The 21,651-nt window shown below is 62.0% G+C and carries 12 protein-coding genes and 4 tRNA genes; 1 reads left to right on the top strand and 15 read right to left on the bottom strand.

Annotated elements, in window-relative coordinates; all coding sequences use genetic code 11:
* Positions 1-567 precede the first annotated feature (567 nt).
* The 13 genes from rpoC to H3H39_RS01130 all read right to left on the bottom strand — a co-directional run bounded on the left by rpoC (position 568) and on the right by H3H39_RS01130 (position 14,691).
* Positions 568-4,803: a DNA-directed RNA polymerase subunit beta' gene (gene rpoC / locus H3H39_RS01070; RefSeq protein ID WP_182151415.1), complete on the bottom strand. Its 4,236-nt coding sequence runs from the start codon at positions 4,801-4,803 to the stop codon at positions 568-570.
* A 162-nt stretch (positions 4,804-4,965) separates the two neighbouring features.
* A complete protein-coding gene (gene rpoB / locus H3H39_RS01075) occupies positions 4,966-9,072 on the bottom strand; it encodes a DNA-directed RNA polymerase subunit beta (RefSeq protein WP_182151416.1) in 4,107 nt (1,368 codons plus the stop codon).
* Positions 9,073-9,335: 263 nt separating this feature from the next.
* Positions 9,336-9,713 carry a 50S ribosomal protein L7/L12 gene (rplL, locus tag H3H39_RS01080; protein WP_072789264.1) on the bottom strand — a complete coding sequence of 126 codons (378 nt, stop codon included), beginning with the start codon at positions 9,711-9,713 and terminating at the stop codon, positions 9,336-9,338.
* Positions 9,714-9,779: 66 nt separating this feature from the next.
* A complete protein-coding gene (gene rplJ / locus H3H39_RS01085; RefSeq protein WP_182151417.1) occupies positions 9,780-10,298 on the bottom strand; it encodes a 50S ribosomal protein L10 in 519 nt (172 codons plus the stop codon).
* Positions 10,299-10,666: 368 nt separating this feature from the next.
* Positions 10,667-11,362: a 50S ribosomal protein L1 gene (rplA, locus tag H3H39_RS01090; RefSeq protein ID WP_182151418.1), complete on the bottom strand. Its 696-nt coding sequence runs from the start codon at positions 11,360-11,362 to the stop codon at positions 10,667-10,669.
* Positions 11,363-11,364: 2 nt separating this feature from the next.
* Complete coding sequence (gene rplK / locus H3H39_RS01095) at positions 11,365-11,796, bottom strand: 50S ribosomal protein L11 (protein WP_182151419.1); 432 nt, start codon at positions 11,794-11,796, stop codon at positions 11,365-11,367.
* Between the two features lie 104 nt (positions 11,797-11,900).
* On the bottom strand, positions 11,901-12,512 hold the full coding sequence (gene nusG / locus H3H39_RS01100; protein WP_375540397.1) for a transcription termination/antitermination protein NusG: 612 nt from the start codon (positions 12,510-12,512) through the stop codon (positions 11,901-11,903).
* A gap of 8 nt (positions 12,513-12,520) precedes the next feature.
* On the bottom strand, positions 12,521-12,904 hold the full coding sequence (secE, locus tag H3H39_RS01105; RefSeq protein WP_182151420.1) for a preprotein translocase subunit SecE: 384 nt from the start codon (positions 12,902-12,904) through the stop codon (positions 12,521-12,523).
* A 33-nt stretch (positions 12,905-12,937) separates the two neighbouring features.
* Positions 12,938-13,013: transfer RNA gene (locus tag H3H39_RS01110), tRNA-Trp, on the bottom strand.
* Between the two features lie 70 nt (positions 13,014-13,083).
* The gene (gene tuf / locus H3H39_RS01115) at positions 13,084-14,274 is read right to left on the bottom strand and encodes an elongation factor Tu (RefSeq protein ID WP_182151379.1); all 1,191 of its coding nucleotides are present in this window, start codon (positions 14,272-14,274) and stop codon (positions 13,084-13,086) included.
* A gap of 100 nt (positions 14,275-14,374) precedes the next feature.
* Positions 14,375-14,449, bottom strand: a tRNA-Thr gene (locus H3H39_RS01120).
* Between the two features lie 35 nt (positions 14,450-14,484).
* A tRNA-Gly gene (locus H3H39_RS01125) sits at positions 14,485-14,558 on the bottom strand.
* Positions 14,559-14,606: 48 nt separating this feature from the next.
* Positions 14,607-14,691 (bottom strand) — tRNA-Tyr (locus H3H39_RS01130).
* Positions 14,692-14,895: 204 nt separating this feature from the next.
* On the opposite strand from H3H39_RS01130, the gene H3H39_RS01135 reads away from it, so the two are divergent.
* A complete protein-coding gene (locus tag H3H39_RS01135; protein WP_182151421.1) occupies positions 14,896-18,189 on the top strand; it encodes an EAL domain-containing protein in 3,294 nt (1,097 codons plus the stop codon).
* A 71-nt stretch (positions 18,190-18,260) separates the two neighbouring features.
* Here the strand turns inward: H3H39_RS01135 and H3H39_RS01140 are convergent, their stop codons facing one another.
* On the bottom strand, positions 18,261-19,805 hold the full coding sequence (locus H3H39_RS01140; protein WP_182151422.1) for an HDOD domain-containing protein: 1,545 nt from the start codon (positions 19,803-19,805) through the stop codon (positions 18,261-18,263).
* Positions 19,806-19,856: 51 nt separating this feature from the next.
* Positions 19,857-21,509 (bottom strand): tetratricopeptide repeat-containing response regulator, encoded by a 1,653-nt coding sequence (locus H3H39_RS01145; RefSeq protein ID WP_182151423.1) that lies wholly within the window; start codon positions 21,507-21,509, stop codon positions 19,857-19,859.
* Positions 21,510-21,651 lie beyond the last annotated feature (142 nt).

Here is a 21,651-nt window from a genome sequence, read left to right on the forward strand (position 1 = left end):
GACACGGCACCGCGCTAAACCAGTCTAAGGTCTACATGGAGAAATCCAGAACGGTCTAAAAAATCCTGGTGAAAGTCTAAAGCAGTCTAATTTTAAGCATTAAAAATCTAAAACCATCTATAAATCTATTCCAGTCCATAACTTTTAGACGAATTCGATTTTCATCATTTTCGGCATTACCGCTAAACAATGACATGATTGCGACTTGGCAATTCGGGCAGGAACGGGCTAAAAGTTCTATGGCGGAACGCATTTAGCGACTCATTTAGACTTTCGCCTTCGGAAATTAGACTGGGAGGCCTGTGGGCCTATTTTGTAGACCGTTTTAGACTATGGCTCCCGCATTTAAGACTGGATTAGATTGCAAGCGCATTAAATAGATCGAATGAGAACGAGGCGCGGAATTGCGAGGACCTCCCCTCCCGTATTCCGACAGGTATCCGGGCAGCGCTGCCTATCCAGGCAGCGGTGCCTATCCGGTTAACGGTGCATACCCGATCAACGGCATAAACAGGCGAAAAAAAACGGCACCCGAAGGTGCCGTTCTTTAAATGCCGTGAAGCTGCATTACGCTTCGTCGCTGTGCGGGCTGACCTGTTCGGTCGGTTCCGCTTCGACACTGGCGGCCATCGAGGCCTTTTCCGCCAGCAGCAGTGCCTGACGCTCTTCCACTTCCCACGCTTCCTTCTCTTTGCGTGCGCGGTGGAAGGCCAGACCCGTACCGCCAGGGATCAGACGACCAACGATGACGTTCTCTTTCAGGCCGCGCAGACCGTCGCGCTTGCCCATGATCGCCGCTTCCGTCAGCACGCGGGTGGTTTCCTGGAACGATGCGGCCGAGATGAACGAATCGGTCGACAGCGATGCCTTGGTAATACCCAGCAGCACGTTTTCGTAGGTCGCAGGAATCTTGTTCTCGGCGATCACGCGATCGTTCTCGTCCAGCAGTTCCGAACGCTCCACCTGCTCGCCAACGATGTAGTTGGTGTCGCCGGCGTTGACGATCTGCACACGACGCAGCATCTGACGCACGATCACTTCGATGTGCTTATCGTTAATCTTCACGCCCTGCAGACGGTACACGTCCTGCACTTCGTCAACGATGTAACGGGCCAGCGCTTCGATACCCAGCAGGCGCAGGATGTCTTGCGGATCGGCCGGGCCGTCCACGATCATCTCGCCCTTGTTCACCACCTGGCCGTCGTGCACCAGCACTTGCTTGTCCTTGGTGATCAGGAACTCGTGCTTGTTGCCGTCCATGTCCGTGATTTCCAGACGCTGCTTGCCCTTGGTTTCCTTACCGAAGGCGACGGTACCGGTCACTTCAGCCAGCATACCGGCATCTTTCGGCGAACGGGCTTCGAACAGCTCGGCCACGCGCGGCAGACCACCGGTAATATCGCGGGTCTTCTGCGATTCGGTCGGGATACGTGCCAGCACTTCACCGACCGACACTGCCTGGCCGTCTTTCACCATGATCAGCGCGCCGACCTGGAAGCCGATCGCCACCGAATGTTCGGTACCGGCGATCTTCACTTCTTCGTTGGCGTCGTTCAGCAGTTTCACTTGCGGACGCATGGTCTTGGTCAGCGAACCGCGGCGTTTCGCATCGATCACCACCAGGGTGGCCAGACCGGTCACTTCGTCCACCTGACGGGCCACGGTCACGCCTTCTTCGACGTTCTCGAAACGCACCGTACCGGCGTATTCCGTGATGATCGGACGGGTCAGCGGATCCCAGGTCGCCAGCGCCGTGCCGGCCTTGATGACCATGCCGTCCTTGACGATCAGGGTGGCGCCGTACGGCACTTTATGACGTTCACGCTCACGACCGTGGTCGTCGGTGATCAGCACTTCGCCGGAACGGGAAATGACGATCTGCGCGCCCTTGCCGTTGGTGACGTAACGCATGGTCGAGGTGAAGCGGATGGTACCGTTCGACTTGGCTTCCACCGACGAGGCCACTGCCGCACGCGATGCCGCACCACCGATGTGGAAGGTACGCATGGTCAGCTGGGTACCCGGCTCACCAATCGACTGCGCCGCCACCACACCGACCGCTTCGCCGGCGTTGACCAGCAGGCCGCGGCCCAGGTCGCGGCCGTAGCACTTGGCGCACAGGCCGAAGCGCGTGTCGCAAGTGAGCGGAGTGCGGACCTTCACTTCGTCGATGGACAGACGCTCGATCTCTTCGACCATGTCTTCGTCCATCAGGGTGCCGGCTTCGTACAGGGTTTCCTGGGTTTCAGGATTGACGACGTCGTTCACCACCACGCGGCCCAGGATACGGTCGCGCAGCGCTTCGATCACTTCACCACCCTCGACCATCGCTTTCATGATGGTGCCGTTGGAGGTGCCGCAATCGTCCTCGATCACCACCAGATCCTGGGTCACGTCCACCAGACGGCGGGTCAGGTAACCCGAGTTCGCGGTCTTCAGCGCCGTATCGGCCAGACCCTTACGGGCGCCGTGGGTCGAAATGAAGTACTGCAACACGTTCAGACCTTCGCGGAAGTTCGCGGTAATCGGGGTTTCGATAATCGAACCGTCCGGTTTCGCCATCAGACCGCGCATACCGGCCAGCTGACGAATCTGGGCCGCCGAACCGCGGGCGCCCGAGTCGGCCATCATGTAAATCGCGTTGAACGATTCCTGGGTCGACTTGGTGCCGTCACGCTTGATGACGTCTTCCACTTTCAGCTGGTCCATCATGGCCTTGCCGACTTCGTCCGAGGTCTTGCCCCAGATGTCGACCACCTTGTTGTAACGCTCGCCCGCGGTCACCAGACCGGAAGCGTATTGCTGTTCGATCTGCTTGACTTCCGATTCGGCGGTCGAGATCAGGGTCACCTTTTGCGGCGGTACCAGCATGTCGTCCACGCAGATCGAAATACCGGCGCGGGTCGCCAGGCGGAAGCCCGACTGCATCAGCTGGTCGGCGAACACGACGGTGGCGCGCAGGCCGCACTTGCGGAACGAGGTGTTGATCAGGCGCGAGATTTCCTTCTTCTTCAGCGCGCGGTTCAGCACGGAGAATGGCAGGCCCTTCGGCAGGATTTCCGACAGGATGGCGCGGCCGACGGTGGTCTCGTAACGGGTCACGGTACGCACGAATTCGCCCGTCGCGGGATCTTTTGGATTCTCGACGATACGCACCGTGATACGGGTGGTCAGTTCCACTTCCTTGTTGTCGTAGGCACGGATCACTTCCGACACGTCGGGGAACAGCATCCCTTCGTTCTTGGCGTTGATCGCCTCGCGGGTCGCGTAGTACAGACCCAGCACGATATCCTGCGACGGCACGATCGACGGTTCGCCGTTCGAGGGGAACAGGATGTTGTTCGAGGCCAGCATCAGGGTACGCGCTTCCATCTGCGCTTCGATCGAGAGCGGCACGTGGACCGCCATCTGGTCACCGTCGAAGTCGGCGTTGAATGCCGCGCAGACGAGGGGGTGCAGCTGGATCGCCTTGCCTTCGATCAGGACCGGTTCGAACGCCTGGATACCGAGACGGTGCAGCGTAGGCGCACGGTTCAGCATGATCGGATGTTCGCGGATCACGTCTTCCAGGATGTCCCACACCACTGGCTCTTGAATCTCAACCAGTTTCTTGGCGGCCTTGATGGTGGTCGCCAGACCCATCAGTTCGAGCTTGTTGAAGATAAATGGCTTGAACAGCTCGAGGGCCATCAGCTTGGGCAGACCGCACTGGTGCAGTTTCAGCTGTGGACCCACCACGATCACGGAACGGCCCGAGTAGTCGACGCGCTTACCCAGCAAGTTCTGACGGAAGCGGCCGCCCTTACCCTTGATCATCTCAGCCAGCGATTTGAGCGGACGCTTGTTGGCGCCGGTCATCGCTTTGCCGCGACGGCCGTTATCCAGCAGCGAGTCCACCGCTTCTTGCAGCATGCGCTTTTCGTTGCGCGTGATGATCTCTGGAGCACGCAGCTCCATCAGGCGTTTCAGACGGTTGTTACGGTTGATGACGCGGCGATACAGGTCGTTCAGGTCGGAGGTCGCGAAGCGGCCGCCGTCCAGTGGCACCAGGGGGCGCAGTTCCGGTGGCAGCACCGGCAGCACTTCCATGATCATCCACTCAGGCTTGATGCCCGAACGCTGGAATGCTTCCAGCACTTTGAGGCGCTTGGCGTATTTCTTGATCTTTGCTTCGGACTTCGATTCCTTCAGTTCCACGCGCAGGGTTTCGGCATCGCGGTGGATGTCGATCGAGCGCAGCAGTTCACGGATACCTTCGGCGCCCATGAAGGCGGTGAAGTCGTCGCCGTACTCTTCGTACTTGGCGGCGTAGTCGTCTTCCGACATGATCTGGCACTTCTTGAGCGGGGTCATGCCGGGATCGGTCACCACGTATGCTTCGAAGTACAGCACGCGTTCGATGTCGCGCAGGGTCATGTCCAGCACCATGCCGAGGCGCGATGGCAGCGACTTCAGGAACCAGATGTGGGCGGTAGGCGATGCCAGTTCGATGTGGCCCATGCGCTCACGGCGCACTTTGGCCAGCGTCACTTCCACGCCGCACTTCTCGCAGATCACGCCGCGGTGTTTCAGGCGCTTGTACTTGCCGCACAGGCACTCGTAGTCCTTGATCGGGCCAAAGATTTTCGCGCAGAACAGACCGTCGCGCTCAGGCTTGAAGGTGCGGTAGTTGATGGTTTCCGGCTTCTTGACTTCGCCGTAGGACCACGAACGGATTTTCTCAGGCGACGCCAGACCAATCTTGATCGCGTCGAAAGTTTCGTTTTGCTGAACTTGCTTGAATAGATCGAGCAGTGCTTTCATGTATCACTCCAGAGGTGATTAAATTTCGTATTACCTGAGACTACATCAAGGGCAGGAAAACCGGGGACGGACCCCGATTTCCGCAGGAAATCGGGGTCCGTCCCCGGTTTTCCTGCCACTTGTGCATCTCAAACCAAAAGACAGTATGTTGCCGTCTGTCGTTTAGTTGCGTTCGAGGTCGATGTCGATACCCAGCGAACGGATTTCCTTGACCAGCACGTTGAACGATTCCGGCATGCCGGCGTCGATCACGTGGTCGCCCTTGACCAGGTTTTCGTACACTTTGGTACGGCCATTCACGTCATCGGACTTCACGGTCAGCATTTCCTGCAGCACGTACGAGGCGCCGTACGCTTCCAGTGCCCACACCTCCATCTCACCGAAGCGCTGGCCGCCGAACTGGGCTTTACCGCCCAGTGGCTGCTGCGTCACCAGCGAGTAAGGACCGGTGGAACGGGCGTGCATCTTGTCGTCGACCAAGTGGTGCAGTTTCAGCATGTGCATCACGCCCACGGTGACTTTGCGCTCGAACGCTTCGCCGGTGCGGCCGTCGTACATCGTGACCTGGTTCTTCGAAGGCGTCATGCCCAGCTTGGCGGCGATATCGTCCGGATACGCCAGGTCCAGCATGCGGTGGATTTCCGACTCGTGCGCGCCGTCGAACACCGGGGTCGCGAACGGCACACCCTTCTTCAGGTTGTGCGCCAGCTTCATAATCTCTTCGTCGTCGAACTGCGACAGATCTTCGCCGCGGCCCTTCTCGTTGTAGACCGTGGCCAGGAATTTGCGCATCTCTTCGACCTTGATCTGCTGTTGCAGCATTTCGCCGATACGGATACCCAGGCCCTTGGCGGCCCAACCCAGGTGGGTCTCAAGAATCTGACCCACGTTCATCCGCGATGGAACGCCCAGTGGGTTCAGCACCACGTCGGCCGGCGTACCGTCGGCCATGTACGGCATGTCTTCCACCGGCACGATACGGGAAACCACACCCTTGTTACCGTGGCGGCCTGCCATCTTGTCGCCCGACTGCAGGCGGCGTTTAACGGCCAGGTACACCTTGACCATCTTCTGCACGCCAGGTTGCAGTTCATCGCCCTGGGTCAGTTTCTTGCGCTTCTCTTCGAAGGCCAGGTCGAACTGGTGGCGCTTCTCGTTGATCGATTCCTTGATCGCTTCCAGCGCGGTGGCGGCGGTGTCGTCGGCCGGACGGATGTCGAACCAGTGGTATTTGTCCAGATCATCGAGGTATTCCTTGGTGATCTTGGCGCCCTTGGCCAGCTTCTTCGGACCGCCGTTGACCACTTGGCCAATCAGCATTTTTTCCAGACGCTGGAAGGCGTCGCCCTCGACGATACGCATCTGGTCGTTCAGGTCCAGACGGAAGCGCTTCAGTTCATCGTCGATGATCTGCTGGGCGCGTTTGTCGCGCACGATGCCTTCGCGGGTGAACACTTGCACGTCGATCACGGTACCGATCATGCCCGAAGGCACGCGCAGCGAGGTGTCTTTCACGTCCGATGCTTTTTCGCCGAAGATGGCGCGCAGCAGCTTCTCTTCCGGCGTCAGCTGGGTTTCGCCCTTCGGCGTCACTTTACCGACCAGCGTGTCGCCAGCCTGCACTTCAGCGCCGATGTAGACGATACCGGACTCATCCAGACGAGCCAGCTGGTTTTCCGCCAGGTTCGAGATGTCGCGGGTGATTTCTTCCGCGCCCAGCTTGGTGTCGCGCGCGACAACCGACAACTCTTCGATGTGGATCGAGGTGTAACGGTCATCCTTGACGACGTTTTCCGAGATCAGGATCGAATCCTCGAAGTTCAGACCATTCCATGGCATGAAGGCCACGGTCATGTTCTGGCCCAGTGCCAGCTCGCCCAGGTCGGTCGATGCGCCGTCGGCGATCACGTCGCGCTTGGCCACACGGTCACCCACTTTGACGATAGGACGCTGGTTGATGTTGGTGTTCTGGTTGGAACGGGTGTACTTGATCAGGTTGTAGATGTCCACGCCGACTTCGCCCGCTTGCGCTTCGTCGTCGTTGACGCGAATCACCACACGGCCTGCATCGATGTAGTCCACCACGCCGCCACGCAGGGCCTGCACGGTGGTGCCGGAGTCGACCGCCACGGTGCGTTCGATACCGGTACCGACCAGCGCCTTTTCAGGACGCAGGCAAGGCACGGCTTGACGTTGCATGTTGGCACCCATCAGCGCGCGGTTCGCATCATCGTGTTCCAGGAACGGAATCAGCGACGCCGCCACGGACACGATCTGGCCCGGGGCCACGTCCATGTACTGGATGCGCTCCGGCGACACCAGGATGGTCTCGCCGGCTTCACGGGCCGACACCAGTTCGTCGCACAGCTTGCCGTCATCGTTGATGGTGGCGTTGGCCTGGGCGATGATGTAGCGGCCTTCTTCGATGGCCGACAGGTAGTCGATCTGGTCGGTGATCTTGGAATCGGTCACCTTGCGGTACGGGGTTTCCAGGAAGCCGTATTCATTCAGGCGGGCGTACAGTGCCAGCGAGTTGATCAGACCGATGTTCGGGCCTTCAGGCGTTTCGATCGGGCACACGCGGCCGTAGTGGGTCGGGTGCACGTCGCGCACTTCGAAGCCGGCGCGTTCGCGCGTCAGACCGCCAGGGCCCAGTGCGGAAACACGGCGCTTGTGGGTGATTTCCGACAGCGGGTTGGTCTGGTCCATGAACTGCGACAGCTGCGAGGAACCGAAGAACTCACGGATAGCGGCCGAGATCGGCTTGGAGTTGATCAGGTCGTGCGGCATCAGGTTGTCCGCCTCCGCTTGGCCCAGGCGTTCCTTGACGGCGCGCTCGACGCGCACCAGGCCGGCGCGGAACTGGTTTTCCGCCAGTTCGCCCACGCAACGCACGCGGCGATTGCCCAGGTGATCGATATCGTCCACTTCGCCGCGGCCATTGCGCAGCTCGACGAGGATCTTGATCACGGCCAGCACGTCTTCGTTCGACAGCGTCATGGCGCCCGTCAGTTCATCGCGGCCGATGCGGCGGTTGAACTTCATGCGGCCCACGGCCGACAGGTCGTAACGGTCGGCGCTGTAGAACAGGCCGTTGAACAGCGCTTCCACCGAATCTTCCGTTGGCGGTTCGCCAGGACGCATCATGCGGTAGATCGCCACGCGGGCGGCCATCTGGTCGGCCGTGTCGTCGATGCGCAGGGTTTGCGAGATGTAGGCGCCCTGGTCCAGGTCGTTCGTATACAGGGTCTGGATGGCGCTGATGTTGGCTTCGCGCAGGCGGCCCAACACGTCTTCCGTCAGCTCATCGTTGGCGTTGGCCACCACTTCGCCCGTTTCCGGATCGACGATGTTCTTGGCCAGCACGCGGCCCAGCAGGTAGTCTTCAGGCACGGAGATGTGCTTGATGCCAGCCGCTTCGATGTCGCGCACGTGGCGCGCATTGATACGCTTGTCCTTCAGCACCAGCGTCTTGCCGGATTTGTCGACGATGTCGAAACGGGCCACTTCGCCACGCAGGCGCTCGGCGACGAATTCCATTTCCGCGCCTTCCGAGCGCAGGTTGAAATTGTCGAACACGAAGAAGTTGGCCAGGATCTGCTCGTGCGACATGCCGATCGCTTTCAGCAGGATCGTCACCGGCATCTTGCGGCGGCGGTCGACGCGGAAGAACAGGATGTCTTTCGGGTCGAACTCGAAGTCCAGCCACGAGCCACGGTAAGGAATGATGCGGGCCGAGAACAGCAGCTTGCCCGAGGAGTGGGTCTTGCCGCGGTCGTGCTCGAAGAACACGCCAGGGGAGCGGTGCAGCTGAGAAACGATCACGCGCTCGGTACCGTTGATGACGAACGAACCGGTGGTCGTCATCAGGGGCAGTTCGCCCATGTAGACTTCCTGTTCCTTCATCTCCTTGACCACTGGCTTGGTCGGCGATTCCTTATCCAGGATCACCAGGCGCACCTTGGCGCGCAGCGGCGAGGCGAACGTCAGGCCGCGCAGTTGGCATTCCTTGACGTCGAAGGCGGGGTCGCCCAGCACGTACGAGAGGAACTCCAGGCGCGCGAAACCATTGTGCGACACGATCGGGAAGATGGAGGTGAAGGCCGACTGCAGGCCGTCGTTCTTGCGCGAAGATGGGGCGACATCCTCTTGCAGGAAGCTGTGGTAGGACTCGAGCTGGGTAGCCAGCAGGAACGGAACGTGGTGAACGTTGGCGCGCTTCGCGAATGATTTGCGAATGCGTTTCTTCTCAGTAAATGAGTAGTGCATGGACACTCCGTGAGTGACAGAAAGGATAGAAAATTCAGGTTTTGCTTGTATTCCAGCAGCGTCGGCTGCGTGTCACACAGACGAAACCTCAAGGCTCTACCATTTCCAGCTGATTCAATGAACTGCGTACTCCTGCAGCGTAGTAAAAACGCTACAAATACGACAAAGACGACAAAGGAGCCAAAGCCGGATTTCCCCCTTCGCAAGGGGAAATCCGCAGCTTTGGCTCGTGGCGCTAACTAACTAGCCGCCGTACAACTGGATTACTTCAGGTCGGCCTTGGCGCCAGCTTCTTCCAGCTTCTTCTTAGCGGCTTCAGCGTCAGCTTTCGACAGGGCTTCTTTCACGGTCTTCGGTGCGCCGTCGACCACGTCTTTGGCTTCTTTCAGACCCAGGCCGGTGATTTCACGCACGGCTTTAATCACGCCAACTTTGTTCGCGCCGACTTCGGTCAGAACCAGGTTGAACTCGGTTTGCTCTTCAGCAGCAGCTGCGCCGCCGGCTGCGCCGCCAGCTGCAGGAGCAGCCATTGCAGCGGCCGAAACGCCGAACTTCTCTTCGAAAGCTTTGACCAGTTCGTTCAGGTCCATTACGGACATTTCGCTCACTGCGTTCAGGATGTCGTCTTTGCTAATTGCCATTTGAAACTCCAATAATTTTTTGATTCGTTAATACATCGATTGGTACTTGAGAAAAAACCGGCCAGCTTACGCTGCCACTTCCGCTTCCGCAGGAGCGCCTTCCGATTTTTTCGCCGCCAGAGCGGCCAGACCACGTGCAAAGCCCGACACCGGAGCCAGCATAACGCCCAACAGCTGCGAGATGAGGACTTCACGGCTAGGAATGCTCGCCAGCGCGGTGACGGCAGCTTTATCGAGCTGCTTACCGGCGTAGTTACCTGCCTTGATGACCAGTTTGTCGTTGGTTTTAGCGAAGTCGTTGATGACTTTAGCTGCGGCAACGGCGTCGTCCGAGATCGAGTAGATCAGCGGACCGGTCATTTCATCGGCCAGGTTGGCGAACTGCGTGCCTTCGACGGAGCGACGAGCGAGGGTGTTTTTCAACACTCGCAGGTACACGCCTTGAGCGCGCGCTTTAGCACGAAGTTGCGTCAAGTGAGCAACCTGGATGCCACGATATTCGGCCACGACGATCGTTTGCGCAGTTGCTACTTTTGCGGAAACTTCGGCGACGACGGCCTTTTTGTCATTCAGATTGAGACCCACGGTCAACCTCCTTAAATGATGTTCGGTGGACCTGACCCTATGGCCAGGGACCTCGCATCGGTTCGAACACGGCGTCCGACGTTAAGAAGTACAGAACTGAGCGGATGAATTCACGCAGCATGGACTACAAAACTTGTTCGGGTACACCATCTGCGTTGGGCGCGCCCCGGTTGCCCGGTTTGCTGCTTATCCTCCCGCACGTGCAGTCACGGTCGGCCCAACGGTCTTTGATTGTCTGGCTGCCCTAAGAAACTAGAACAGCCAGCCCAAAGATGCGCCCCGTTATGCACGGGGACTTAATTCTTTACAAACAGCGGAAGCCAGGTGCCAACACGCTGCGCGTGTCGGCCGCTGGCACCCGTTTGTTATTACGCTGCCAGCGAAGCCTGGTCAACACGGACGCCAGCGCCCATGGTCGACGAGATCGCCACTTTGCGCAGGTACACGCCTTTGCTGGTGGCTGGCTTGGCTTTGTTCAGCGCGTCGATCAGGGCAACCAGGTTGCTCTTCAGGTCAGCGTCGGTGAACGACTTGCGGCCGATGGTCGCGTGGATGATACCGGACTTGTCGGTACGGTACTGCACTTGACCGGCTTTCGCGTTTTTCACGGCGGTAGCGACGTCAGGGGTAACCGTGCCAACCTTCGGGTTAGGCATCAGGCCACGTGGGCCCAGGATCTGGCCCAGGGTACCGACGATACGCATGGTGTCAGGCGAAGCGATGACGATGTCGAAAGGCATGTCGCCGGCTTTGACGCGCTCGGCCAGGTCTTCCATACCAACCACGTCGGCGCCAGCTGCCTTGGCAGCTTCAGCCTTGTCGCCCGAGGCGAACACGGCCACGCGCACGGTCTTGCCGGTGCCAGCTGGCAGCACGACGGAACCACGCACCACCTGGTCGGATTTCTTAGGATCCACACCCAGCTGCACTGCCACGTCGATCGATTCGTTGAACTTGGCGGTCGCCAGTTCCTTGATCAGGGAGACAGCGTTGTCGAATGGGTAAGCCTTGGTACGATCGACCTTGGCTTTGATTGCTTTTACGCGCTTGGACAGTTTTGCCATGATTACAGACCTTCCACCGTGATGCCCATCGAACGAGCGGAACCGGCGATGGTGCGCACAGCGGCGTCCATGTCGGCAGCGGTCAGGTCCGGGGTCTTCAGTTTAGCGATTTCTTCAGCTTGAGCGCGGCTCAGGGTGCCCACTTTGTCGGTGTGCGGCTTGGCCGAACCTTTGGTGACGCCCGAGTGCTTCTTGATCAGGTAGGTCGCTGGCGGGGTCTTCATCACGAAGGTGAAGGACTTGTCGGCGAAGGCGGTGATCACGACGGGGATCGGCATGCCTGGTTCCATACCTTGGGTCTGGGCGTTGAACGCCTTGCAGAATTCCATGATGTTCAGACCGCGCTGACCCAGCGCTGGGCCGATCGGTGGGGATGGGTTTGCTTTACCAGCTGGCACTTGCAGCTTGATAAAACCAATGATTTTCTTTGCCATGATGGCTCCTATCGTTGGATTGAGTAGTAGCGCCCCGCCGGTACTGCTGTGGCAGGGCTCCTCTTAGCCGGATTCGCTGAACTGCCGCGCGCTCCGGTGGGCGCTTAGACTTTTTCGACCTGGCCGAACTCGAGTTCGACGGGGGTGGCGCGGCCGAAGATGGTGACCGAAACGCGCACCTTGGATTTCTCGTAGTTGACTTCTTCGACGTTGCCGTTGAAGTCGGTGAACGGACCATCCTTGATACGCACTTGCTCGCCCACTTCGTACAGCACTTTGGGACGGGGCTTTTCGACGCCTTCCTGCATTTGCTGCATGATCTTGTCGATTTCGCGGGCCGGGATCGGGGTCGGCTTGTTCGACTTGCCGCCGATAAAGCCGGTGACCTTGTTGGTGTTTTTCACCAAGTGCCACGTTTCATCCGTCATTTCCATTTCCACCAGCACATAGCCAGGGAAGAAACGACGTTCGGTGACCGATTTCTGACCGTTCTTGACTTCCACCACTTCTTCGGTGGGCACCAGGATCTGGCCGAACTGGTCTTGCATGCCGGCGCGCTCGACGCGCTCCATCAGCGCGCGCTGCACGCTCTTTTCCATACCGGAATAGGCGTGCACCACGTACCAGCGCTTGTTCGAGACGGGGACGCTCACGGGCGTGCTAAGCTCAGCGCCAGCATCTTGTGCCGGATCATTGCCCGGCACTTCATCTTGCATTTCGCTCATTATTTTCTAATACCCAGGATAACGTCGTACAACAGGAATTCCAGCGTCTTGTCCGTGCCCCACAGGAAGATCGCCATGATCAGCACAAAGGCGAACACGATACCCGTGATCTGACCGGCTTCGCGGCGCGTGGGCCAGACCACCTTCTTCGTTTCGCGCACAGCTTCTTTGGCGAAATTGAGGAAGTCACGGCCAGTGGTCGAAGTCCACAAGATCAAAACGGCAAAAGCCAAACCAGCTACAAGTGCGCCTGCGCGTACGAGAGCTGGTTTGTCTGCCAGGTAATAAAACCCGACCACACCTGCGATCACGACGGCGATCGCCGCGATGATCTTGATCTTGTCATTCGACGTGCTAACAGTCTGCACGGATTGATTTGACATTTTTTACTTTCGGTGCCACTGCACCAGAATTGGTGGCAGGGACGGAGGGCATCGAACCCCCAACCTTCGGTTTTGGAGACCGACGCTCTGCCAATTGAGCTACGTCCCTACGTAAAACTTGAAGAGGAAGGATCTATCTTACCACCCGGGACACCCCAGGTGGTAGTCAGGATCAGTCCTTAGGCGATGATTTTTGCAACCACGCCGGCGCCGACGGTACGACCACCTTCGCGGATTGCGAAGCGCAGACCTTCTTCCATCGCGATCGGGTTGATCAGCTTGACGGTGATCGACACGTTGTCGCCTGGCATAACCATTTCTTTATCGGCTGGCAGCTCGATCGAACCGGTCACGTCCGTGGTACGGAAGTAGAACTGTGGACGGTAGTTGTTGAAGAACGGGGTGTGACGGCCGCCTTCATCTTTCGACAGCACGTAGATCTCGCCGGTGAAGTGGTTGTGCGGCTTGATCGAACCTGGCTTGGCCAGAACCTGGCCACGCTCCACGTCTTCACGCTTGGTGCCGCGCAGCAGCAGACCAACGTTGTCGCCGGCCTGACCCTGGTCCAGCAGCTTGCGGAACATTTCCACGCCGGTGCAGGTGGTTTTCACGGTGTCTTTGATACCGACGATTTCGATTTCTTCGCCGACTTTGATCACGCCGCGTTCGATACGACCGGTCACCACGGTGCCGCGACCCGAGATCGAGAACACGTCTTCCACTGGCATCAGGAAGGCGCCGTCCACAGCGCGCTCTGGCGTTGGGATGTACGAATCCAGTGCGTCAGCCAGTTGCATGATGGCCTGTTCGCCCAGTGGGCCGGTGTCGCCGTCCAGCGCCATACGGGCCGAACCTTTAACGATAGGCAGGTCATCGCCTGGGAAGTCGTACTTCGACAGCAACTCGCGCACTTCCATTTCGACCAGTTCCAGCAGTTCTGCGTCGTCGACCAGGTCGCACTTGTTCAGGAACACGATGATGTATGGAACGCCAACCTGACGGGCCAGCAGGATGTGCTCGCGGGTCTGTGGCATTGGGCCGTCAGCGGCCGAGCACACCAGGATCGCGCCGTCCATCTGCGCCGCACCGGTAATCATGTTTTTGATGTAGTCGGCGTGGCCTGGGCAGTCAACGTGTGCGTAGTGACGGGTCGACGTTTCGTACTCGACGTGCGCGGTGTTGATGGTGATGCCGCGTGCTTTTTCTTCCGGGGCTGCATCGATCTGGTCGTATGCTTTAGCTTCGCCGCCGAATTTTTTCGACAGTACGGTTGCGATCGCAGCGGTCAGGGTGGTCTTGCCGTGGTCAACGTGACCAATGGTGCCGACGTTGACGTGCGGCTTGGTCCGCTCGAATTTCTCTTTTGCCATTTTAGACTCCTAACGATTTGGTGTGATTGCCAGGGCTCGCGCCCGACTGTCATTGATAGTGCTACTTATACTGCCGTATTGCTACGAATACCGCGAATTCTGGTGCCCTTGACGTGGATTGAACACGTGGCCTCTCCCTTACCAAGGGAGTGCTCTACCACTGAGCTACAAGGGCTTATTGTTGCGACACACTTATATGCCGCGTCATGCTGGAGCGGGTGAAGGGAATCGAACCCTCGTCATAAGCTTGGAAGGCTTCAGCTCTACCATTGAGCTACACCCGCGAGGTTCCGTTCACATCTTCATTGCCACTCAGTCGTCCTGCAACAACTTGGTGGAGGGGGCTGGATTCGAACCAGCGTACTCATAGAGAACAGATTTACAGTCTGTCGCCTTTAACCACTCGGCCACCCCTCCGCGAGGAACCGCAGAGTATGAAGCAACTTCTTCGACTTGTCAATCATCTTCCACAGTTATTATCTGCTTCAGCGATGAATCGTCTGCTTCGGGGCGAAATTGTATAGGGCCAACTGCGAATGTGCAAGTGTTGTTTTTAGGTTTCACTTTTTCTTATACAATCGACCGGATTCCCCACCTCCCACCTCCACAGGAGCACCCGCGTTGAATCCTCGTAGCGGCGGCCGTCGCGGCCGGTACCACTGGCGCCACACGCTGCTGGCCAACCTGGCGTTGGCCGCCTTGTACCTCGCCGTCGGCCGCGCCGGCCTGTTGCTGGCCCAGCCGCCCAGTTATGCCTCCCCCCTGTTCCTGCCGGCCGGACTGGCGCTGGCCGCCTGTGTCAGCGGCGGCTTGCGGCTGTTGCCCGGCATCGCCGTCGGCGCGCTGACGGTCGACCTGTTCTACCCTGCCCTGAGCGCCGCCGGCATCACGGCCAACGCCATGACAGGCGCGTTGATGGGCGCGCTGGGCGCCGTGCTGCAAGCGATGCTGGGCAACCGATTGTTCCGGCGCCATGTGGACAGCGGCCTCGGTTCCGGGCGCGACGTGGGCCGCTTCCTGTTGCTGGCGCCCTGCGTCACCGTGGTCAGCAGCACGGTGACGCTGACGGGCATGGCGCTGGCCGGCATCGAACAATGGCAGCGGCTGCCGGGCGACTGGCTCACCTGGTGGATCGGCGACACCATCGGCATCCTGCTGGGGGCGCCGCTGGCGTGGATCGTGATCGGCCGCCCACGCACGCTGTGGTGGCGCCGGCGCGCGCTGGTGGGCTTGCCGCTGCTGCTGGCCATGGCCGCCTTCGTCGCCATCTACCTGCAGGCGGCGCGCTGGGAATCGGTGCAGCAACTGCAAGCGTTCCGCCTCAAGGCACAACAGATGGGCGACTTGCTGCAAGCCCAGTTCAGCGAACATGAGCGCTTCCTGTTCGCCATGGCCAAGGCCCTCAACGACCCGCAGCGCGTGCTCAGCGCGGACGATTTCAGCAACCTGGCCAACGGCTACCTGGACCAGCGCCCCGAGCTACTGGCGCTGGCCTGGCTGCAACCGGTCACCGAGGAACAACGGCCAGGCTTCGAAGCGTGGGGCCAGCGCCATCTGGCGCCCGGCTTCACCGTGCGCGAAGCCGGCCCCGACCTGCAACTGCGCCCGGCCGGGGCGCGCCAGCGCTACATGGCCGCCACCTTCATCGAACCGGCCGCCAGCCGCCGCTTCCAGGGCCTCGATTTCCTGTCCGAGCAAGTGCGGGCCCAGGCTGTGGAGCGGGCCTTGCAATCGGGCCAGCCCACGGCCAGCGCCCCCCTGATGCTGCACCGCGCGGCGGGCCAGCAGCGCGGCATGGTGCTGCTGCAGGCCGCCTACGCCGCCAACGACCGCCACCGGGCGCTGGGCATGCTGCTGATCGGCTTGCGCATGGACGGCTACCTGGACCACGCGCTGCGCCAGGTCGACTTTCCCGCCTTCCAGGTGCGCTTCGAGGACACGGACGACAACGGCCCGCTGCAGGTGCTGCGCGACGGCCTGGGCCGCGCCGTCCAGGCCGGCGACTTCCAGCGCCAGCTGCATTTCGGCGGCCGCATCTTCCTGTTGACCCTGGCGCCCTCGCCCAGCTACCTGCAGGCCCAGCGCGGCTGGCAAAGCTGGATCGTGCTCACTTGCGGGCTGGTGCTGACCGGCCTGTTGGGCGCGCTGATGCTGCTCATCAGCGGCGAACGGGCCCGCATCCAGGCCCAGGTCAAGGACAGCACGGCGCGCCTGCGCGAGCGCGAAGCGCGCCTGCAGGCCATCCTCGACAAGGCGGCCGACGCCATCCTCACCATCGGCCGCGACGGCCGCCTGATGTCGGCCAACGGCGCCGCCGGCCGCCTGTTCGGCTACCTGCCGGAACAGATGCCGGGCTTGCCGCTGGCGCGGCTGCTGCCGCAGGACGGCGAACCGGCCCAGGACCAGGGGCCGGCCGCCTTGCTGCGCCGCATCGCCGCCAGCGACAGCCATGCCCATGCGCTGACGGGCGCGCGCAGCGACGGCCACCATTTCCCGCTGACGGTTTCCGTGAGCGAAGTGGAACTGCCCGACGAGCACCTGTTCGTGGCCATCCTGCACGACCTGACGGAACAGCAGCGGGCCCAGGAACGCATCCACCGGCTGGCCCACCACGATCCGCTGACGGGGCTGGACAACCGGCTGTCGCTGAACCTGCGGCTGGAACAGCTGCTGGCCCAGACCAAGCGTGCCAACGGCACGGCGGCCGTGCTGTTCATCGACCTCGACCACTTCAAGAAAATCAACGACACCCACGGCCACCAGACGGGCGACCTGCTGCTGCAGGCAGTGGCCCAGCGGCTGCAGGAACTGCTGCGCGAAGTGGACACCATCGCCCGCCTGGGCGGCGACGAATTCATCGTCGTCACTTCCGGCAGCGTGACCCCGGACGAGGCCAGTACCATCGCCGTGCGCATCGTGGAAGCGCTGGGCGCACCCTACCTGCTGGACGGCAAGACCGTGCACAGCGGCGCCAGCGTGGGCGTGGCCATGTTCCCCGGCGACGGCGCCGATGCCGGCACCCTGCTGCGCCACGCGGACACGGCCATGTACGCGGCCAAGAGCCAGGGCCGCGGCAACTTCCAGTTCTTCTCGGCCGCCATGAACGTGGCCACCCACGAGCGGCTGATGCTGGAAAACCGGCTGTGGCTGGCGTTGGAACAGCACGAGTTCGAACTGTATCTGCAACCGCAGGTGCGGCTGGCGGACCAGGCCATCATCGGCGCCGAAGCGCTGCTGCGCTGGCACCATCCGGAACTGGGCCTGGTGGGGCCGGACCGCTTCATTCCCATCGCCGAGGAATCAGGCCTGATCCTGCCGCTGGGCGAGTGGGTGCTGCAGCAGGCGGCCACGCTGCTGGCCGGCTGGCGCGCGCGCGGCCTCGGCCATGTGCGGCTGGCCGTCAACCTGTCGGCCCGCCAGTGCCATGGCGCCGGCCTGCTGCCGCAGCTGGACCGGCTGCTGGCCGAACATGGGCTGGAGCCGGCCCTGCTGGAACTGGAGATCACGGAATCGGCCGCCATGCAGGATCCCGAACGCAGCCGCAAGCTGCTGCGCGAATTGCGCGCACGCGGCTGCAAGGTGGCCATCGACGACTTCGGCACCGGCTATTCCTCGCTCAGCTACCTGAAGCTGTTCGAGATCGACCGCATCAAGATCGACCGCGGCTTCGTCAAGGATATCGAGAGCGATCCGAACGATGCCGTGATCGTGGCGGCCACCATCGCGCTGGCCCACTCGCTGGGCTTGAGCGTGGTGGCCGAAGGGGTGGAGACGGCGGCCCAGCGCGACTTCCTGCGCGCCAAGCAGTGCGAGGAAGGGCAAGGCTATCTGTTCGCGCGGCCCATGCCGGCGGCGCAGTTCGAAGCGCTGTTGCTGGCCGATGCGGCGCCGGCGGACGTGGCGCAAGCCGGCTGAGGCGCAGCCGGCGGCGGCACGGGCCGGCCGCCCAGCCGCTCAGCAGCTCAGCCGCTTAATCGCTTAGGGGATCAGCCGTTGCCGGGCGTGAGCGCCACCAGCACCTGGCCCTTGAGCGCCCGGATCAGCGACGCCTCATCCGGCGGCACCCCTTCCGGCGCGGACTGGACCCGGTCCGCGTAGAACAGGCCCAGCGGCGTGCCCTGCACCACCAGCGGCAGCACGATGAAGCTGCGCGCATCGGGCAGCAAGGCCCGGTGCCAGGCTGGCAGCAGGTCGCGGATCTTGGGCGCGCTGGCGTCGGCGATCATCAGGTCGGCGTCGTTCTCCATCGCCAGGTGGAACAGCCCGCCATCGGCCAGCAGCGGGAACACGAAGCCGGCCTGGCGCGCCGCATGGTGCTCGCCCATGGCGATGCGGGCCCGGTACTGGCCGCTGCGCACATCCTTGAGCACCACGGTGGCGAAACGAAAACCCATGCTGCGGTACAGCGTTTCCAGCACGGCCTGGATCACCTGGTTGGCCTTGCTGTGCGGGGTGGCGCGGATCTGCGTCACCTCCTGCACCCCGGCCAGCAACAGCTCGCGCGCGTTGAACGGCTTGCCGCTGGGGTGCACGCCCTCCTGTTCCCGGCTGTCGCCGTTCATGGTGGCCAGCAGCAGCACGTTGGGCAAGCCGTCGGCGCTGGGCTCCTCCACTTCCGTCTGCGGCCCCAGCTGCATGCTGTCGAGCAGGGCCGCCATGTCGCGCCGCACGGTGGAAAACAGTTGCTGCAAGCGCTCCTGGTCCAGGTTCAAGGCCCCGCCATAGCGCTGCTCCAGCGCCACCCCGTCCGGGTCGGACGGGATCAGCTTGCGCGCCAGCAGGCGCGCCGCGTCGATGCTGAACGACACCACCTGGCGCACCCATTCCTGGCGGTTCAGGGCCGGCCTCTGTTTGCCCGGCGGCAGCGCGCTCAAGGCGCGCACGATCACATCCGGGATCTTCCATTCATGCAGGATGGCGGCCGACAGCGTGTCGTAGGTGCTGCCCAGGATCATTTGCGACGCCTGGGCCTGGGTGTGCTTGCCACCGGCCATCAGGGCGGCGATTTCACGGAAGCGCTCATGCTCCTGGGACGCGATCACCAGCGGGCCGATGTTCTTGAACAGGGCCCCGATCGACGCTTCCTCGGCGCCCTGGTAGGCCGACAGCCGGGCCATCTCGCGCCCCACCAGGCTGGCGCACAGGGCCGCCTCCAGTTCCACCCGCACGGCCAGTGCGTGCTTGCTGTTGGCCAGCGTATCGACCAGCAGCATGGCCAGCGCGGTGGTCTTGACGTTGTCGAAACCGAGCAGGGAAATGGCGCGCGAAATGGTGGTCACGGGGCTGCCGCCGGCCGTGCGGTAAGCGGGGGTGTTGGCCAGGCGCAGGATCTTCTGGGTCAGCGCCACATCCGACAGCACGTAGTAGGCCAGGCTGTGGGTGCCCTGGTCGTCCGCATCGACCAGTTGCACCACGCGCGCCACCGAGGCGCCCAGCGCGAACATGCCCTCGTCGTCACATAGTTTTTTCAGCAACAGGCCGCGCACCGGACGGGTTTCGCCGGACGCGCCACGTAAGGATGCCTGTTCCATAGGGGTTCCATCTATGTCTCTGCAATAATATCCATTGTAGCGCCGCACCGCCTAGACCAGCGCCACTTTCGTCGTGTCGTTCCAGCGCGCGGCCCGGATGTTGTATTTCTTCAAAATTTGCTGGTGCAGGGCTGCCAGCGCGTTCAGCTTGGGGTTGAGCGGGTCGAGCCGGCGCACGCCGGCGATCAGCTGCAGCGCGTACTGGCCCAGGCGGTCGTCCCAGCCCAGGTGCTCCAGGCACTTGAGCACGGCCACGGCCGCGTTGAACACCACTTGCGGATTGTCGGGCAGCTTGGCCACCGCTTCCAGCATCAGCTCCACCGCGCCCCGGTAATCGCCGTGCTTGGCCAGCGCCGCGCCGTGGGCCACCATGTCGCCCACTTCCTGCCGGCTTTCCTGGGCCAGCCGTTCGGCCAGCGCGCCATGGCCGGCCTGGGCCAGCATGGCGCTGGCCTGCTCCACCCCGGCCGGGCCGGGGGCGTTGCGCATCACTTCCCGCACCAGCTCCGCCCCCTGGCGCGCCCGCCCGTGGGCCAGGCAGGTGCGGGCCAGTTCCAGCTTGAGGTCGGGCGACAAGCCTTGCGCGATGCGGCAGCCGGCCAGCGCCTGGTCCAGCGACTGCTGCAAACGCATGTCGTTGCCGGTGTAGTCGTGCAGCATGGCCGCCGCGATGGCGCCGCAGGCCACGCCGTTGCGCTGGCCCGTCATGGCCTTGTCCAGGTCGCGGATCACGCTGGCGGCCTGTACCGGGTCGCCCTGGCGCAGCAGCGCCCGCACCAGCTTGGTATGGTCTTGCGGGTCGCGGAATTCGGAATAGCGCGACTTGGCCACCACCTGGCGGAAAGCCCGTTCGGCCGTGTCCACATCGCCCGCCTCGAACGCCACCTCGCCCAGCCGGCGCAGGCGGCGCAGCGCATGCGGCGACAGCTCCACCGCCTCCGCCAGCACCGCTTGCGAGCGCGGCAGGCCGCCCAAGGCCTCATGGGTGCGGGCCAGCCAGTCGTAGGCGTCCAGGAAGCGCGGATACTGGGCCAGCAACTGCTCCAGCATGGTTTGCGCCTCCTCATAGCGGCCGCGCAAAAACAGGGTCTTGGCCTGGCCCAGCCGGGCCCAGCCCACGCCACGGCTCTCGTACAGTGCGCGGTAGATGCCGTCGGCCACGGCCGCCTCGCCCAGCACCAGGTGCAGCTCGGCCCGCAGGCGGTCGAAATCGACGCTGTAGCGCGGATGGCGTTCGGCCCCGGCCACGCAGGCGGCGATGGCGCCAGCCTGGTTGCCCAGGTCGATCAGTTCGTGGATGGGCAGGAACACGGCGCGCTTGTCGAGCGCGCGCGTGATGCGTTCGAGGATGGCGTCGGCCGCGAATGGCTTGAGGATGTAGTCGGCCGGCGCCAGCTCGGCCGCGCTGACCACTTTGCCGAAACTGCCCTCGCCCGTCACCATGAAGAACAGGGTGGCCGGGTGCATCAGCCGGTGATGGCGCAAATCCTCCAGCATTTGCTGGCCGTCCTGGCCGGCGTCGAGGTCGTACTCGCACAGGATCAGGTCATAGCCCTTGAGCGCCATCAGGCGGATGGCCTGGCTGGCGTTGGCCGCGTCGGTGATGCGCGCCAGGCCGCATTGGCCCAGCATGCCATGCAGGCTGGCGCGCATACCCTGGTGCGGCTCGATGATGAGCGCACTGAGGCCTTGTAAATCGTTCATGTCTCGTGTTTTCCGCTTCGGGGCGGCGCCATCGGGGCGCGCGCCGGCAGGCGCCATGGGCGGGCCTGCCCTGCTCCCCAGTATATACGGCGGGGCCGCGGCGGCCGGGATTTTGGTGGGTTTCTGTGAGAATTGAACCACA

This window comes from Rugamonas apoptosis (assembly GCF_014042355.1).
Classification (GTDB): domain Bacteria; phylum Pseudomonadota; class Gammaproteobacteria; order Burkholderiales; family Burkholderiaceae_D; genus Rugamonas; species Rugamonas apoptosis.